Annotated in this window: 16 protein-coding genes and 2 pseudogenes; all 18 read right to left on the bottom strand. The window is 37.6% G+C overall.

Annotated features, from left to right (window positions below):
• Window position 1: 1 nt before the first annotated feature.
• Window positions 2–1,327 carry a type VI secretion system baseplate subunit TssK gene (gene tssK, locus L0B53_RS00090; protein WP_235059284.1) on the bottom strand — a complete coding sequence of 442 codons (1,326 nt, stop codon included), beginning with the start codon at window positions 1,325–1,327 and terminating at the stop codon, window positions 2–4.
• A 13-nt stretch (window positions 1,328–1,340) separates the two neighbouring features.
• The gene (tssJ, locus tag L0B53_RS00085; RefSeq protein ID WP_235059283.1) at window positions 1,341–1,847 is read right to left on the bottom strand and encodes a type VI secretion system lipoprotein TssJ; all 507 of its coding nucleotides are present in this window, start codon (window positions 1,845–1,847) and stop codon (window positions 1,341–1,343) included.
• Window positions 1,848–1,852: 5 nt separating this feature from the next.
• Window positions 1,853–2,356, bottom strand: a complete 504-nt coding sequence (locus tag L0B53_RS00080; protein WP_235059282.1) for a type VI secretion system-associated FHA domain protein — start codon at window positions 2,354–2,356, stop codon at window positions 1,853–1,855.
• Complete coding sequence (locus L0B53_RS00075; protein WP_409202799.1) at window positions 2,353–2,637, bottom strand: hypothetical protein; 285 nt, start codon at window positions 2,635–2,637, stop codon at window positions 2,353–2,355. Before L0B53_RS00075 ends, L0B53_RS00080 begins: the two co-directional genes overlap by 4 nt.
• A gap of 23 nt (window positions 2,638–2,660) precedes the next feature.
• Window positions 2,661–2,855 carry an FHA domain-containing protein gene (locus L0B53_RS00070; protein WP_235059280.1) on the bottom strand — a complete coding sequence of 65 codons (195 nt, stop codon included), beginning with the start codon at window positions 2,853–2,855 and terminating at the stop codon, window positions 2,661–2,663.
• Between the two features lie 17 nt (window positions 2,856–2,872).
• Entirely contained in the window at window positions 2,873–3,565 is a 693-nt protein-coding gene (locus L0B53_RS00065) for a substrate-binding periplasmic protein (protein ID WP_409202798.1), read from the bottom strand.
• A gap of 58 nt (window positions 3,566–3,623) precedes the next feature.
• Window positions 3,624–6,242, bottom strand: a complete 2,619-nt coding sequence (gene tssH, locus L0B53_RS00060; RefSeq protein WP_235059278.1) for a type VI secretion system ATPase TssH — start codon at window positions 6,240–6,242, stop codon at window positions 3,624–3,626.
• Between the two features lie 167 nt (window positions 6,243–6,409).
• Window positions 6,410–7,456, bottom strand: coding sequence for a type VI secretion system baseplate subunit TssG (locus L0B53_RS00055; protein WP_235059277.1), 1,047 nt, complete (start codon window positions 7,454–7,456; stop codon window positions 6,410–6,412).
• Window positions 7,447–9,227, bottom strand: a pseudogene (gene tssF / locus L0B53_RS00050) (type VI secretion system baseplate subunit TssF). The gene L0B53_RS00055 and the pseudogene tssF overlap by 10 nt, the downstream one beginning before the upstream one ends.
• Entirely contained in the window at window positions 9,220–9,642 is a 423-nt protein-coding gene (tssE, locus tag L0B53_RS00045; RefSeq protein WP_235059276.1) for a type VI secretion system baseplate subunit TssE, read from the bottom strand. The pseudogene tssF and the gene tssE overlap by 8 nt, the downstream one beginning before the upstream one ends.
• Window positions 9,642–10,118 carry a type VI secretion system contractile sheath large subunit gene (locus L0B53_RS00040; protein WP_235059275.1) on the bottom strand — a complete coding sequence of 159 codons (477 nt, stop codon included), beginning with the start codon at window positions 10,116–10,118 and terminating at the stop codon, window positions 9,642–9,644. The genes tssE and L0B53_RS00040 overlap by 1 nt, the downstream gene beginning before the upstream one ends.
• A gap of 8 nt (window positions 10,119–10,126) precedes the next feature.
• Window positions 10,127–11,065: a type VI secretion system contractile sheath domain-containing protein gene (locus L0B53_RS00035; protein ID WP_235059274.1), complete on the bottom strand. Its 939-nt coding sequence runs from the start codon at window positions 11,063–11,065 to the stop codon at window positions 10,127–10,129.
• A 15-nt stretch (window positions 11,066–11,080) separates the two neighbouring features.
• Window positions 11,081–12,564: pseudogene (gene tssC / locus L0B53_RS00030) on the bottom strand (type VI secretion system contractile sheath large subunit).
• A complete protein-coding gene (tssB, locus tag L0B53_RS00025; protein ID WP_235059273.1) occupies window positions 12,561–13,067 on the bottom strand; it encodes a type VI secretion system contractile sheath small subunit in 507 nt (168 codons plus the stop codon). The pseudogene tssC and the gene tssB overlap by 4 nt, the downstream one beginning before the upstream one ends.
• Window positions 13,068–13,092: 25 nt before the next feature.
• Window positions 13,093–13,614, bottom strand: a complete 522-nt coding sequence (locus L0B53_RS00020; protein ID WP_235059272.1) for a type VI secretion system tube protein Hcp — start codon at window positions 13,612–13,614, stop codon at window positions 13,093–13,095.
• Window positions 13,615–13,667: 53 nt separating this feature from the next.
• Window positions 13,668–15,068: an ImpA family type VI secretion system protein gene (locus L0B53_RS00015; protein ID WP_235059271.1), complete on the bottom strand. Its 1,401-nt coding sequence runs from the start codon at window positions 15,066–15,068 to the stop codon at window positions 13,668–13,670.
• Between the two features lie 11 nt (window positions 15,069–15,079).
• The gene (locus L0B53_RS00010) at window positions 15,080–16,096 is read right to left on the bottom strand and encodes a hypothetical protein (RefSeq protein ID WP_235059270.1); all 1,017 of its coding nucleotides are present in this window, start codon (window positions 16,094–16,096) and stop codon (window positions 15,080–15,082) included.
• A 28-nt stretch (window positions 16,097–16,124) separates the two neighbouring features.
• Window positions 16,125–16,308, bottom strand: a 184-nt coding sequence (locus L0B53_RS00005) for a PAAR domain-containing protein (RefSeq protein ID WP_409202785.1), incomplete at its 5' end; no start/stop codon positions are given.

The following is a 16,308-nucleotide window of genomic DNA, read 5'->3' as shown; positions in this document are numbered from 1 at the left end:
CTTATCCTAATAAGTAGAGTTTCACAGATAATTGACTGATTCGACTGTCAACATGAAGTGCAATAGGTTCACGTCTTTCTATAAGTGCTAACCAATAAGGGTGAGTAGTATCAACCTCGAAGTAGGACGTATCTGCCTTAGCTATCAGTTCATTTGGTGCAATTGGCAATGGGTTAATTTCAACACCAGATTGAGCATTACGAACAAGATCGGCGATTTGACTCAAGCCACTTAATGTTGAAACTTTAGGAAATAGTGAAATAATGTCATTTGACCCAACAGTTGATGTCACTGATAACACTAAACGCTTGCCCGCCATTTGATGTAAATTAGGAATAGAGAGACGAAGTAAGCGCCTTTTTTCAAATAAAGCACTATCCCAATCTAACTCGATCACTTTATCACTCTCGACTATAGAAAGTTTGTCTCGTAATGAGGAGAATAGTGGGGAAAATGATTGTTGAAGATCATCCAAAATTAATGGCTTCATCGGTTCAGACACTTGAGGGATTAAACTGTTCAATTCAGAACTGAATAAAGTTAACTGTTGATATATTTTATCAATACGTGTGGTAGGCTGTTGAATAATTTGACTTAATAGTGGAATCCAACGATTAAGAACTTGTAACCATAAATATTCACGCATTAAACTTAAATCACTCTTTGATTGCTGGCCAACACTTATCCGTTGAACCACTTCATTAGAACGAGCTTGAGTTAAGATTAACAGCTCTTTTATTCGATCTTTTAAAATAGAGGCTGCGGCTAAATGAATACTACTAGGAATGAAACTACGATCTAAGATCAATAATCCATCTTCTTTAAGTTCTAATACTTTAGCAATGGGAATCAATGTTAAACCCGAACTCTCTTCCCCTTCTAATAGAAGACGAACGTTCGATTGTGCTAAATCAACATCAATCGCACTTTTTGTTGCATCATTACTATCAAATATTTGAGTTTGGGTTGTGTAATAGCGTCGATGATCTTGTTGATCCCCATATTGATTTCCACCTTCGATATAAAGCGGTAAGGCTAAATAGACAACTTTATTAATCGTCCCTTGTGGAATATCAATAATCAACTCATTAGACGATGAAAATAGAGAGCAATCAGCAAAAATCCCACTGCAATTAACCACGCTTAATTTGCCTAATTTAAGATAATTAAGTTCAAACTCTAATGTTGCGGCCCCATAAATAACACCTTCAGCAACCATTGATGTGTACTTTTGAATGTGTTGAGTTAAATATCTATCTTGTTGTTGGAAGTGTTGAGGAGAGATAAACATTCCTTCGCCCCAAACCACTCTATTTTGTGATTTCAAAAAGTATTACTCCTTAAAATATATTCCACCACGACTTCTCTTCTACTTGTTCTAATTTAACGCGATCTTTATATAATGTAATAATCATATTCATATCTTCAGATTCTTCATTTAAAGCGACCGATGCTTTAGATGTTGCATGAATATACTGTGAAAACTCAACAAAAATAGCGAGATACTGTGTTTTAATCGGTAAATTAAGCGTTAACTCTCGCTGTTCTCCGGGAGTAACGGGTTTTAATACTTGTTTAGCTAAAAGTGTATCACCTAGTGCTTGTTGGTCATTTTGATACAGTGCCATAAAATTAGCATTTTTAAAGTTCTCTATTTTTGAAAGTTGATAAACTCGAACAATAACGGGTCTTGATTTACCATCAGAAAATAGATTCATCGCTGTTGCTGCATCTATTTTAAATGTATAGCTTGCCGTCTCTTCAAAATTACTTTCTTTATCACTACTACTACAACTTGCCAACATGATAAGTAGAGGAATAAATAGCGATCTTTTAAATAAATTCATATACCTCACCGCTTTATTAATAACTCTTCTAAAAGCATAGCGGTAAATTGACGATAAAACTCTCTTCTCTCAACTTTTCTTGCAAATTGTTTCTTATAAAGAGACCAATATTTTTTATCTTTATTTCCCCAGCCAACGATATAATCGTTATATTCTTTCTCTAACTGCTCTGGATCAAGATCCATTAGAAACTTATCAAGTGTTACTTCTATTGAGCGCATTAGGTGCTGATGATCAATACCACTTGAGAGTATATTCTGCTGTTGATCAATGACTAAATTTAAACGTTCTATACTCTGTTGAAGAGATTCATTCGACTCAAAGTCTTTTGTCGCCACTTGTCGATTGGGTGTCTCTATTTCAATCACTTCGGGCTCCTGTAAAAGCGGCTCTTTTGTAGCCGTTTGTTGTTGGAAAGAGTCATCCATGGTGTAGTCGTCATTAGATTCAAAAGGATCATAATCAAAGAGATCTTCTTCAAACACATTCTCTGCAGAGAAATTCTTCATTTTTTTTCTTCTGCTTGATGTTCTTTTTTTAAAATCGCTTCCGCTTGATATAACTCATCTCCTGACATTTTAATTTCAAAAATCTCCTGATTATTATTTAGATCTAAAGAAAAGATAGACGCCTCTTGTTCATCGACATTCTCTTTATTATTCACTGGTTGCTTATCAGAGCGTTCAACAGAAGCGAGATCACTAACCAATAAACGATATTCACCAATGCTAATTAAATCACCATCGTTAATTTTTTGACTCGCTCCACGGCCTAACATCTCTCCGTTGATTGCTAACCCATTTTGGCTTTTATCTAAAACCTGATAACTGCCTTGTTGATTAGGGAAATTTCTGCATGCACACGTGAAACATGCTTACTAAAATCAGGCAATTGAATGTCACAATCAAACCCTCGGCCTAATGTCCCTCCATTTTCAGGGAGAGTAACTTGGCGAGCTAAGACTTGTTCACTTTCTGGAATCTCAATTAATTGAAAGCTAATTGTCATAAATAGTCGTGACTCCTTTACTGGTGTTGCTTACAAATCTTTAATGAAAGATTAAAGTTATCTAAAAAAGTAGGATGCTTTGCCAAGAAAGTATTAGAAAAGTGAGCCCTGAGCTCCTGCTTTTTGATTCGCTCTTTGGAAAAGTAGTTATCCGGAATCCCCGCTTTTTCCATTGAATCTTTAAAGACCATTTCATATTCATAAGCAACATCGATATCGCCTTGCCAAAGCATCTGTAATAGTGCATCAGCATCCCGTGGTTTTTTAATCACGTTATAATTATTCCGCTTTAAATATATCCACTTACTCGTATTAAATTTAGCACCATATCTCAAAATATACTTACTTGTTTCATCTGTTACATCTTTATGCAAATTGGGGGAAATAAACCAAGCTAAATGTTCACTGATAATCGGCTCTGAGGCGGTAGCATAAGTTGCACGTTGTGAATTAGCTGCGCCTGCAAAAAAACCATCCGCTTTATTGGTTTGTACCCATAACTGAGCTTGGTCCCAAGACATGACATGTATTTCATAAGGTTGCTGCATGCCTCGTAATGCACATTTTGTGAGTTCAACGGTTGCTCCAGATAGCTCACCTTGTTGATTCATCACTTGATAAGGCGACCAGAGTTGAGTCGCTAAAATAAGTCGTTCTGGTTTAACCGCCCCATGAGCGATCCCGCTGAGTGATGTCAGCAAGATCGCCACCAAAGACTTAGTTAGTAATTTTAATATTTGAGGCCGTTTTTTTCTCAAGATACCCTCACTAGTTAACCGTTAATAACAGCTTACCGCTCACTTTATCGATCGAAACCGAAACATCGGTAATTGGCTCACCATGACTTAAGCGCTCAATACACTCATTGGCCAGTTGTGGCATTAATGTCTGATTAATTATCTGCTCGACAGCTCGGCCACCAATCGTCATGTCACTATTTCGAGATGAAATAAATTCAATAAAATCATCCTGCCATTTAAATGTAGCCTGATATTGATCCATTAGCTTCTTCGCGACACGATTTAAACTAATAACGGCTATTTTAGCGAGATCATCCTGACTTAATGGGTAATATGGAATGATGGTTGAACGTCCTAAGAAAGCCGGTTTAAAAGATTCTTGTAAAGCGGGACGGATCTCTTCCAATAATACTTCATTAGATATCAACTCATCTTCTTGGCTACAAATATCACAAATTGCCTGATCAGCTGCATTTGAGGTCATAATAATAATGGTATTTTTGAAATCGACAGTACGACCTTCACTATCTTTAATATGGCCTTTATCAAAAATTTGATAGAAAAGATCATGGACACCTGTGTGCGCTTTTTCCATTTCATCAAGAAGCAGCACGCAATATGGGTTACGCCGAATCGCCTCTGTTAATACGCCACCTTCACCAAAACCAACATAACCAGCAGGAGAGCCTAACAACATCGAGATTTTGTGCTCTTCTTTAAACTCAGTCATATTGATAACGGTTAAATTATTTTCACCACCAAATACATCATCAGCCAATGCCATTGCTGTTTCAGTTTTACCAACTCCGCTGGGACCACACATTAAAAATACACCGACAGGTTTACGACTATCCGTTAATCCTGCCCGAGAAATCCGAATACTCTTTGCTATTTCACTAATAGCACGATTCTGTCCAATAACACGACGATGTAAAGTATCTTCAAGAGAGAGTAGCTGAGCAATCTCGTCTTTAACCATTTTACCCGCAGGGATCCCAGTCCAAGACTCAATCACAGTCGCAATCACTTCTTCATCAACGATTGGGAAAACCATGGGGTATTCACCTTGTAAACTCTGTAATAATTCAAGTTTCTCGGTAATTAAGTTTTGACTCTGCTGACGGTCATCACTATTTGTTTCTTCTTCAGTCAATACTGCAATGGCTGCTTTAATCTCCGTAACGAGATCCTTCTCTTGCAACCAGCGCTCATTCTGCTGTTGTAATTCGGCTTTATGCTTTTCAATCGTCGAAATCAATTCTTGATGATCAGAGACATTTGAAACTAAAATCTCTTCTTCAGTTTCAATTGCAGAGAGTTCACTTTCTAGGTAACGTATCTTCTGCTCAAGTCCTTCGATACGCTCTGGTTTAGAACCTTGTGTTAATGCAACACGAGCACATGAAGTATCTAATAAACTTATCGCTTTATCAGGTAGTTGACGGGCAGGAAGATAACGAACGGAAAGGCTGATGGCCGCTTCTAATGCTTCTTTGGTAATAAAGACACCATGATGTTGGCTCAACGATTTACCTACCTCTCTCAAGATCTGCAGTGCATCTTCCTCATTCGGTTCTTCGATCTTAATCACTTGGAAGCGGCGAGTTAATGCAGGGTCTTTTTCAAAATACTTTTTATATTCAGCCCAGGTTGTTGCAGCGATGGATCTAAATTCACCACGCGCCAATGCAGGTTTTAAAAGGTTTGCTGCATCGTTCTGTCCAGCAGCTCCCCCAGCACCAATAAGAGTATGAGCTTCATCTATAAAGACAATAATCGGTTTTTCGGCACTTTTAACTTCATTAATGACATCTTTTAAGCGATTTTCAAACTCACCTTTAATACTGGCACCTGCTTGTAATAAACCGAGATCTAAACTGTGAATTTCGACTCCTTGTATAGCCGTTGGTACTTCTCCAGCAGCAATGCGTAGGGCGAGACCTTCTACTACGGCCGTTTTACCTACACCAGCCTCACCAACAAAGATGGGATTATTTTGTCGTTTTCGACATAAAATATCGATAGCCTGTCGCACTTCACTATTACGTCCAGATATGGGATCAATCCCACCGTCTCGAGCCTGTTGAGTTAAATTTGTCGTATATTTATCTAAAGCGCCCCCTCCTGTCGTTGGTGCTTGTGTTGCCCCTGATCCACTTCCGGATTCATGAGAAACTGCAGCGACTTTTAACTGGCTGATCTGTCCACTGAGCGCTTCAATTGAGACATTTTGTAAGGTTTCAAGTACTAGTTTTTTAACACCAAAATTATCTTCTTGTAATAAGACCAACAACAGATGGAGGCTGGTGATTTGCCCTTGACCATAGTTTACTGAAGCTTGTAACCAAGCATTTTCAATCGATTCACTTAGCGCTTTACTGATGGTTGGTTGTTGTCCTGCTGCCCCTTTTGGTAAGCGCTCAATTCGACCTTGTAACTCTTGAAAAAATTGCTGACTATTAATCTTCTGTTGAGTACAGAATGCGAGAATATCTTCATCTTTGGTCGAAATTAATTGAGCAATCCAGTGTTCTATCTCAATGGTTGCAACACCTTGATTCATTGCAACGCCTGCGGCTTCCTCTAAACCATTCTTTAGAGGGACAGATAGTTTACCAACTAGATTTCCTAACTTTATTTGGCTCATAAACGCTTCTCCGGCTGAAGGATGATCATCCTAAATGCATTGTTTAAATTAGGGTCGTCCTAGACTGTTATATTTAAAATCTGGTTTGAAAGCTGTTATTTCATTGTTGGTTAAGGTTTGTTTTCTTAATAATTTTATATGCCGTTATTTCTCTATACGGTTACTTTCTATACCGTTACTTTCCTATACATGTCAGCTCTTCGTTCTGGTGCGAGACAATTTGCTTCCCCTAATGAAAAACCACATTTATTATTAATAAGTTGCGGGGGATCGATAAAAGCACGTTTAACATAAAAATAGAGTTTTACGTCAACACTGTCTCTGAGATATTTATTGATAATAACCAACATCATCCGACGGAGGTTTCGAATATTTTGTAATTGTTGATACTGCTTTTTTGAATTAGGAGAAATAAGAACGTCAATAGATTGATAATACTGCTCAACATGATTTCCTAACACCACACCTAGCCCTAATTGATTATTTTTACCTAAACATTGACCTAATTGTGTTTGATACTCACGACTGAGGCGAAAAGTATTTGACGATTTGACCTTAAGTTGAATATCCAGCTTAAAATAGTCAGTTAATACACGCTTTAAACCTGTTAAACTTCGATTCTTGCTAGAAATATTTAAACCATGACGTATTAAACTAATCGCTGAGGTAAATTGATCATCAGTGGCTAAACCAAACAGTGAGATAAAAGTATCTGTTTGTTTGAATTTATTTTTCTCTCGGTGTTCACTCTCTTTTTTTAGCAATAGATTTTGCTTTAACTCTACTGAAGAAAAAAGCTCTAGATACCGTTGATTAAAAACATTCAAGAAGTCCCGTAGTCCATCTTCATCTTGATGCAAACGAACTAACATTTCATTGTAGATATAGTCAGGAATAATCCCTCGACAGCCCGAAAGTGCTTCTAAACCGACAGTTAATTTCATTTTACTATTATTATTGTCAAATTGACTTACTTGATAAATCGTACCATCGGGCATTGACTCTGGCACTAAACTTAAATTTTTATCTTGTTGATTAGCTAATAATGTTAAAATTCTAACCGCTTGGCTAAAATCAAATTTTTCTGGGTTATCAGTAAGCTGTTTGGTTAAAAAACCTTTTGACGAAACTGACGATGAAGCTAAATTAGTCTCATTAACTGCTATCTGTTCATGACTCTTAATCTGGCTCGACTTTGAAGTGGTCATAGACATAACTGACTCCCATGTACACGCTCAAAATGAAGATCAGTTTGCTCACTGCCAAAACGTTGGACAGATAATTGAATAAAACGGTCGAAACTACAATATTGTTGGAAAAAGGCATTCATTAAACTACTAACCACTGAAAAATCATGATCTAACTGGCTCTCATCAATAACCAACTCTATTTTAATCCCCGAAGAGAGAATCGTTCGACCATGAATAGTCATTGGGGCAACGAGATGTTGATAACTGACATTTCTAATCGCATCCGCAAGTAAACATTGCGCGCTATGGCTACATAACCTGATGGTATCTTGTAGTGTCTTTTTCGGGTCTTTTGCTTCAATTAAGCCGTTGAAGTTAACATTCAATAATGACATAAAGCGCCAGTTCAAGTGATTATCTAATGCGGGATATTGAGGGGGGTTGGATTGGTTAATACTTGCAAAGTCCCTGGAAGATCTATGGAAACGTGAGATTCAATTTCAGCATCTGAGGTGATCAGGCAAGGTAATCGTCCGTTACACACAGACGTTTCAATATTCAATACCACTTCTTTTTCTATTTGATTTAAATTTGGGTAACTTAAAGTGATGTCCGTATGTTGATGGCCAAAACTATCCCAACTTTGAATAGTTTGCCACTGAGCTTGTTGATCATTGTGCCAAAAACCGCCTTGATAAACCGGGTATATCTCATTGTCTCCAGTCGGTAAAACCTCTTTTACACTTAAAACATCAATAATCATCAATTCTTTACTTTGATCCAGATCGGCAATAATTTCAGTCGACAATTGGGTGAAATCATAACGTATCGGTTCTGCATGAACAGAATATTGATTTAGCCCAGCGACGGTATTGAGTCGGAATACATCATTATTAAAGAGTCTTAACAGCTCAGGAGGCATTTTAGAAAGAAAAAGATTTAACGTGACTTCTGAGCCAGCTATCTTTTGCAATTCATTTCCTAGGTCATCAATTCTTAAATACGCCGCTTTATCCGGATAAGCAAAGAAATCCCGTAATATGTCAAAACCAAGAAATTGACTCCCAGATTCAGAAAGCCAGATAAAATCATTATCAGCGACTCTAGAATGAAGTCTACTTTGGTTGATAACAATGTTATCTCCCTGCTCTGTGGTTAAAGAGATTGCAACGTTATTCAATAGAAGAATATCTATCAATCCCTTTGAATTCCCTTCAAAACCTTGAATATAAAAATCAAAATGAGGGACCTTATTGTGGAGAGAGAAACTATCTTCACTGTCTGATAAGGCAAGCGTAATTTGTATCACTGCCTCTGCATTATTTAATCCTGTAGGAGTAGAAAAATTAAATGGTGCTGAACTGGCGTCAATTTGACGAATAAGATAGGGGGTAATGTTTAAGTTATCAACGGTCGTAAAGTAAATATCAACATCATTAATTAGGGTTGAAAGTTCAGATTTTTTAGGTAATTGGCATCCATCCGCCACTTCATCTTCAAGCCCAACGTTTAGACAAAAAGGGGTATAACTAGGGATTGTCTGTAAATACCCCGGATACAATAAATCAAATAAGTTTTTTAATACCGTCGGAAACTGCTCATCAAGCTTTTTCTCACTTTTAGCCGTTAACAGAGCGACTGCATCAATAAGGCGAGAAATATTAGGATCTTCTTGTGAACCTTGATTTAACCCGAGATCAGCCGCCTCATTTGGATGCTGCAGAGCAAAACTCTCCAGTGAACGGCGTACATAGGTTAACTCTCTTTCATAATAACGTAATAACTGTTCAGACAATTTCCTGCCCCTCTATTTTTGCTAAATGGTTCGAGAGCGAGATATTTGAATCAAATAAAAAGGTATGCTCTTGGCCATCAACAATGACATTGGCCATGAGTGAGAAAACTAACAAATTAGAAACTCCATCAGATTCTTTAACCAAGACACTAACGCTCGATAGCCGACTTTCAAACTTCATCACTAACCGTTCAATCGATCGAGCAAATAGTTGATGATCAATTTGACTGCTAATTGTATGTAAATTATCCAAACCAAAGCAGAAATTAGATAATAATGTTTCTGTGTAATGAGTTGGTATCGTCACCATTGGAGCTTCAGAGTTAAGTAATACCGTTAATTGATAACGAATTGACTCTAATGTCTCTTGTTTTTGTTGCCCCTGACGATTTAAGAATACTTGACCAAAATTCATTAGATCCCCCCTACTGAGGACAAGGTAGACTCATCACTATTTAAACCCGTAGAAAGTAGTACTTCGCCACAAACCGCATCATATTGATACTGAGGTTGAATTAATAAATCACAACTAAATTGTCCCTGTTTTCCTGGTATCTCTTTAACGATGACTCGTCCTTTATTTAACGGGTATTTAGCCATCATATTCTCATCTGCATTGACTAAATTACTGCAATAATCATCAATCCATCGATTCAAAACACCTTGGCACTCTTCTGCAGATTTAAAGCTCCCCAGCATGGTTCTAATCTTCACTTTTAAAAAGTGAGCAATACGACACACCATCAGAGTTGTTTGAATTTGAGCGATAACATCATCCGTACTATTACCTCGGTTAGCACTAATTGATGCATTTCCTTTAAAGTAATATTTATCGGTTAATGTGCTTTGACAAAGAGGTATAAAGCCTTGATTAGAATAGAATGCTCCCATTTCCGTGATCATTCTAATATCAGGTTGTGGTTGTTGGGTCGAATATGAACCATTATTTTTTTTGACGTATTAATAACAGCACCATAGTTTTGATCCTGCCAGCGAGATTTCATAAAACCAAACCAGCCAATTCGATTAAACTCTCGGATTGCGGTAGATGCAAAAAGAAATGCCGCACTTCCCCACAAGTACGCATTTCTTTTTTCATCATTTTGATATCGGATTTTTTTCACATCATAAAGGGAATAAGCCGGCCGTAGAGCGACTTTTGGTAAGGTTAAACCGATAAAACGTGAGATAGTTAATTTACGCAGACGTTGCCAAGAAACCAATTCAGGTCCATTTAAGATCTTTTCAACACGGGTTAAATCTGAATACCAATCAGCACCAGACTCACCGAAGAAATTATCACTCGGTGAAAGGATAAAAGGCGCTAAGCAAAGGTCGCCAAGTTGCGCTAACAACTCAAGGGTATAAAGATCATCGAAATCATCATCAAGATCATTACTGATCTGATGATCGACAACTAACATACCAAAAGGTTGCCCACCCGAGGTATTTAACTCTCTATTACCTATAAGATTATAAAGGGGTGTTTTATTGAGGGAGATCGCTGTATTTAACGAATATGAGAGGTCTTGCCAGCTTAAATCTAAAATTTTCACTTGGATTCGTTGAAAATTAACAGGCAAAGAGGTGAGAGATTCAACTCCTCGCCATGTTGATTCTAATTGACAAAATTCAGGATGAAAAAGGATTTTCGATAGTTGCTGAGAAACTTGATTATCGATTTCAGCAATCAACAATGTAATGCGATGAACGAGTGCATCTCGACTATCTAGAATGGTGGGATCAAGTTCAGCTAATAACGTTAAGCTTTGCTTTAAAAAATCCTGCTTTTTACCATCAAGCTTGATGATTTTATCTTGAAATTCCAATTCCACCATTCCATTACCATCCCTTTATCCTGGTATTTTAGCAACCATTCGCACAGATGTAGTTAACTCCTCTAATTGTAACCAAGGACGTAAATGAGCAATTGCAGAATAAGCCCCTGGCTTACCCGGTTGCTCCACCACTTGAATTTGTGACTCACAAAGTGGTGTTTTTGAACGTTCGGCATTACCAATTGCACCTGAATTCGTGTATACATCAATCCAAGTTTGTAGTTGTTTCTGAACGTCATTTGCTTCTAAATTGGAACCTAACATATCGCGCCCCATCACTTTTAAGTAGTGGGCAATTCGACTACTGGCCATGATGTAAGGTAATCGAGCAGAAATGGCAGCATTACTGGTTGCGTCAGGGTCGGTGTAGGTCTTAGGTTTCTGGGTTGTTTGGCTACCAATGAAAACGCCATAGTTGGAGTTTTTATAGTGCACCAAGGGTAAGAAACCAAGATCACTTAACTCTTTTTCACGTTCATCCGTTAGGTTAACTTCAGTAGGACACTGTTGTTGAATATCACCAGCAATCGATTTGTAAGTTAAATTCGGTAAATTCTCAACTTTCCCCCATTGTCTAGACCACGAATCGCGGTACACCAACCAAACTGGGTATGTGCTTGAGTCATTTTTAAACCTAAATCAAACGCCGCATTAGACCAAACTAGTTGAGAGTTATCTTTTGGTTTAGGGTTTCCATCAACATCCGTTGATAACTCTTCATATTCAAAAGATTCAGTCGCTAGTCCTTTCTCGCCATAAGGCAGACGCGCAAGGGTTTGTGGTAATGTTAAGACAACATAGCGCGCATCATCACTCTCTCTGAATGCATTCCAAGCAGCATATGTCGGTGAATCAAACCCTGCAGCAACGGGCTTTCCTTCATTGAATGTTTCAAACGAGTTAAACTCAAACATTTCTGGATTTGCAGCTGCAACGAAAGGCGAATGCCCAGCAGCAGCAACTTCTCCCATATAACGCATCAAAGCAACATCTTCATCTTTATGTGATAAAGTATAATCCCCTAATAAAACGCCATACGGTTCACCACCCGCCGTGCCAAACTCTTTCTGATACAACGCATCAAACAATGGACTTCTATCAACAGCAGGGGCATCTTCAAACTGATCTAACAATTCATCTTTACGAAAATCGACTAGTTTGATTTTTAAAGATTGTCCAGTTTCGCTCTCTTTCACTAACTTATTCAGTCCGCGCCAAGAACCTTCTAAACGTTGAAAATCATCTTGCTGCATGATTTCAGATAATTGAGATGACATCTGCTTATCTATTTCTGCAATTGCGTTCTCAATGGTTTTTGTGACATTTTTATCCCAAGTGACTGTACCACTCATGGCCTGCTCGGCTAATACGGAAAACAGTTCTTTTGTCGTGTCAGCAGGCGTCTGAGTGGTTGCCTCAATGGCACGATCTAATAGACTGGCAGACTCTGTTGCAGCTTCACCTTCGGTGGCTGTTTGCTTCTCTAACTCTTCACTCATGATTCTTCGCCTCCCTCTTTAATACCCAATTCACTGGACAGGGTATTAATCTGATCTGCACTTTGTAACACTTCTTTTAATAACTTCTCTAAATCACGTGATCGATCTGCTTTAGAAAGTAATGTTTTCAATTGTTGTCTGGTTTCAGCCAACTTTTTAAGCGGTTCAACTTGTTCAATTAATGAATCTGGTTCGAAATCTTTCATAGAGGAGAAAGAGAGTGCCGCTTCAAATTGACTATCATCATCACTTAAGGTGTTATCGACTTTAAGTTTTAGTTCAGGGCCGACACGATTAAGAACGGTATCAAAATTATCTTTATCAATTTGATAAAATGTTCGATCCTCAAGGTCCTCGCGATCTTCCTTATGAGCTGAAAAATCACCGATAACCCCGACAACAAAAGGCAGCTCTTTGGTCTCTACCGCACCGTTAGTCTCTACATCATAAGTGATACTAACGCGGTTCTTACTTACACGTTTATGCTGTGAATTTAAGGGCATTCTATCTCTCCTTTATAAAGTCAACTTAAGCTTTAGACTCAAGTTTTCCTGTCGTACAATCATATTTAACGGTTTGACCTTTCTCGATCTTACCGGCGTCATTCTCTTGATAGTAAACGATAGTTAATGTGGTGTAGGTCAACGAGAAATCTTCTGCAGGTAGACTTCCTTCATGCCCACTCACTGTGTAGTCAGCAAGTCTCGCTTTTTCTAATGTCACAACGAGATAAGGTTCTGCGCCTGCGCCATCTCTCGACGGTTTCGTCAGTAAAATTTCTACCGTTTTACCATCTGCTCCAGGAGAAAACAGGAACGTTGTTAAATGAGGTGACGCGCCATCAGAGATTCGAGAGATAGTAATTGGATCTAATGAAACCATCCCTTTATCTGCATTGTTCGAGTTACCTACATCGACACTAACGCCTCGATTTGCACCCCAACTCATTGTGTCTATAGCAAAGAAACCCTTTTTACCACCGATATCACCAACTGTTGCAGCGCCTTTAATATCGTTCAAACCGTCAATACGCATAAAAATAGAAGCCATAATAATATCCTTCATTTTCGATCAAATATTTAGCGATAAGTTTCCCTATGCTATTACCATTCAATATCTGATAATCCTTCCGAGCTTTTGACCTCGGCCTTGTTTTCAGTTGTTGAATGTCCTGTTTCATCCGTCGATGCAGGCATAGAAACCGTCACCTCTGAATTTGGATTCGCCATAGGAACTGCTCCCTTTGGCGTAATTTTCGGTTGAGAAGCGGTGCTAATACCTGAATTAAAATTAGCACTCTCTAAACCGATTAAATTCTCTACTCGTTCGTTAATATTGCTATTCGAACCAATCAATTCTTGTAATAGTTCGGGTAATGGCATTCCACCCCATCGAATGGCTCTTTTTAATAACAGATAAATCGGACTATGCGGTTCAGTTTGTTCAAAATAATCGGCAATTTTCTGTAATTCAATAAACGCCTGTTCTCTTGAGTTTACACTTTGTATTGAACTTGAAACGAAGTCACCTGTACTATTGCCTAATTCAGTTTGATTTGAGTTTTGAGCAATCATTGCTGATTGTTGTTCTAGAGTATTTATATTAATATCAATTTTTTCATCTGAATAAGAAATAGAGTTTTGACTCTTACCTTGATCATCAGAACTATTATTATCGCTAATCACGTCTTGAGTTTTATCTAGTGGCCAAACACTAAATAAATCACCAACCAAAAACTGTGTTGAATTAATTAAATTATTAATGGTCTCTTTTAGAAAAAGGAAACTTATTTTATTTACATTCGCATTTTGACACTTGACCGCCAACTCAGTTTCTATTTTTTCAACTAGCGATAAAATCTCACTCAATAAAATTATATTTATTTCAATATCACTCTGATTATTCTCATTATTGAGTATTGCAGAGTTTTTTAATTGTTCAAGCGTATTATTAGCTTGTGCTTGATAATATTGACCATAATTTACACTGTGAATTACCTCTATTATTTGTAGGGGCATAAACAATAAGCCACTAGAAGCTGAATCACCAACAAGTTGTAAAAGAGGTCGTACTCTGTTGTCGACAATTTCACTGTTTATTTCATCTTCTGTTTGGCCTTTCCTTTTGTTTTCAGGAAGTAAGGGCTGTAACGTATCCCAATAATTGTCGATATAATAATCTAGGGTTTCAAATGCTTTTTTTAAGTTATTTAAAGGTTGCTCACTGAAGAGTTGACTAACTGTAAACCAAGAAAATATCTCAATATCTTTTGCATTGTTCTGCAAACAGTTTTGACACAACTCTGACAATTGGTGCCAGTTTTCTCGGTTTTGTCCTTGTAATTCAGCATCCTCACTGGCCTCAGGTGTTTCGACTAATTGACGAAATGAAGAGAGAGCCATATTAAAGGCGTTACGATAGGGTCGATAAAGAGAGCGATTCTCCTTTAAGTATTCACCACCGGGGTTGTCGTCTGAAATGGGGGAAATTAAAGATTCAAACATAAATAAATCCCTTATTTAGCGTCAAAAATATTATCAGAGTGAACAAATTTACGTTTTGCTAAACGTTGATAATCAGTATAACGACCACAAACTAACCTGGATAAACAATTAATCGCCCAAGCACGGCCTTTTTTATCAACGGGTCCATCTCCATTTTTATGTTTATATTCATAACCATTAATTGTAATATCAGGGCCCGTATTTTTATAACTCGCATCAGTCATACTATAATTAAAATCATCTGCTAGCATTTTACTTAATATTTTAACGGCGAGTAATTGTTCTTTATTACCACTGGCTAACTGTTTACAATTCACTAAGGATGTTCTTAGCTTAGTCGCTATCTTTGCTTTCTCTTTGGTTTTTATTGTTATCTTGCATTTTGGATCATCCCAGATGAATATTTGCTTTTCTGCTCCAAGGAATGCTTTTCTCTTTATATTATAAAATGCATGTTCGTATTTCTTTCCTTTGTCCATTGAACCAACATTAAGTTGTAATTCAACTATATGAGGTATTGTTTTTCCTTCCCATTGAATATTAACTTCTAAAAAGAATTTCACATCTTTATAAACATCATGAACGCCAGCACCCCACAAATCTTTTACCGCGGGAGATTGTTTATCTTTTAAATTTCGGTATTCGTCTTGCTCATAAATAAAATCTCTTACCGCTTCCAATTGCACAATGGTAGAAAATATAATTGTTGCCCTAGCAATATCCTTAACAATTAAAGGTTCTTTTATATTACTCCCTTTTTTATCTTTCGCGGGATTATCCCAATCAACAATACCACATTTATCTGCAATTCTAGCTCTTCCTTTAATGGGAACACTTGTACTTTGAAATTTAATTGGTTGCCCAGATTCATTATTAACTTCTTTCGAAAGACGACGCATAAAATCACTGAGCTTTTGTTTCGCTTTTACGCCTTGCCCAATTAATTCCTCAATTTGCCCTCTATGATCAGAAGTAGGAGTAAAGGTTGTTTGAGAAATGACATCTCCGCGAGTATAAGTAATTTGCATAATGATCCCTCTCTTATTAATCTTCTAATTAACCACCAATTTGAACTGTGGGTGCTCCAACAACGATTGAACCTCCGTGACTTGTTGTATCCCCCATTCTAGCTGCAGGTGTACTACTGATAAGCACGCTAGAACTTCCTTTAACAATACTGTCTGGCGGACCAACACAAACAAGTGAGTCGCCCATTTTTGCCGCTGGTAATCCACAAATT

This window comes from Vibrio sp. SS-MA-C1-2 (assembly GCF_021513135.1).
Lineage (GTDB): Bacteria > Pseudomonadota > Gammaproteobacteria > Enterobacterales > Vibrionaceae.
The sequence above is the reverse complement of the archived record's forward strand: the minus strand, read 5'-3'. Positions and strand labels throughout refer to the sequence as shown.

What these genes read in the sequence shown, in the direction of transcription:
- tssH (WP_235059278.1), bottom strand. Translation starts at nt 6,242, where the DNA reads ATGAGCCAAATAAAGTTAGGAAATCTAGTTGGTAAACTATCTGTCCCT.
- L0B53_RS00035 (WP_235059274.1), bottom strand. Translation starts at nt 11,065, where the DNA reads ATGGTGGAATTGGAATTTCAAGATAAAATCATCAAGCTTGATGGTAAA.
- tssB (WP_235059273.1), bottom strand. Translation starts at nt 13,067, where the DNA reads ATGCCCTTAAATTCACAGCATAAACGTGTAAGTAAGAACCGCGTTAGT.
- tssE (WP_235059276.1), bottom strand. Translation starts at nt 9,642, where the DNA reads ATGAATTTTGGTCAAGTATTCTTAAATCGTCAGGGGCAACAAAAACAA.
- L0B53_RS00015 (WP_235059271.1), bottom strand. Translation starts at nt 15,068, where the DNA reads ATGTTTGAATCTTTAATTTCCCCCATTTCAGACGACAACCCCGGTGGT.
- L0B53_RS00040 (WP_235059275.1), bottom strand. Translation starts at nt 10,118, where the DNA reads ATGGGAGCATTCTATTCTAATCAAGGCTTTATACCTCTTTGTCAAAGC.
- L0B53_RS00020 (WP_235059272.1), bottom strand. Translation starts at nt 13,614, where the DNA reads ATGGCTTCTATTTTTATGCGTATTGACGGTTTGAACGATATTAAAGGC.
- L0B53_RS00055 (WP_235059277.1), bottom strand. Translation starts at nt 7,456, where the DNA reads ATGTCTATGACCACTTCAAAGTCGAGCCAGATTAAGAGTCATGAACAG.
- L0B53_RS00010 (WP_235059270.1), bottom strand. Translation starts at nt 16,096, where the DNA reads ATGCAAATTACTTATACTCGCGGAGATGTCATTTCTCAAACAACCTTT.
- tssJ (WP_235059283.1), bottom strand. Translation starts at nt 1,847, where the DNA reads ATGAATTTATTTAAAAGATCGCTATTTATTCCTCTACTTATCATGTTG.
- L0B53_RS00080 (WP_235059282.1), bottom strand. Translation starts at nt 2,356, where the DNA reads ATGAAGAATTTCTCTGCAGAGAATGTGTTTGAAGAAGATCTCTTTGAT.
- L0B53_RS00070 (WP_235059280.1), bottom strand. Translation starts at nt 2,855, where the DNA reads ATGACAATTAGCTTTCAATTAATTGAGATTCCAGAAAGTGAACAAGTC.